This is a genomic window from Desulfocurvus sp. DL1XJH-121, assembly GCF_054819825.1.
Window position 1 is genome coordinate 1 of sequence record NZ_JBTVWW010000086.1, and the last position, 275, is coordinate 275.

Sequence of the window (275 nt, forward strand, 5' to 3'; positions counted from 1 at the left end):
GGCGGTTTTGGCCCCGCGGGACAACCGCTGGAACTGATCGATGCGCTGATTGAACGCGGTGCCCGCGAGCTGACGGTAATCAGCAATAACGCCGGCAACGGCGACAGCGGCCTCGCGGCGCTGCTCAAGACCGGCCGTGTGCGAAAGATGATTTGTTCCTTCCCGCGCCAGGCCGATTCGTGGGTCTTTGACGACCTTTATCGCCGCGGCGCGATCGAACTGGAACTGGTGCCTCAGGGCAACCTTGCCGCCCGCATGCAGGCCGCCGGCAGCGG

General features: G+C 65.5%; 1 protein-coding gene. It reads left to right on the forward strand.

The features are described from left to right. Window positions 1-275 (forward strand): 3-oxoacid CoA-transferase subunit A (locus tag ACYYG1_RS17405; RefSeq protein WP_461211600.1); only part of this gene is annotated, 275 nt, incomplete at both ends.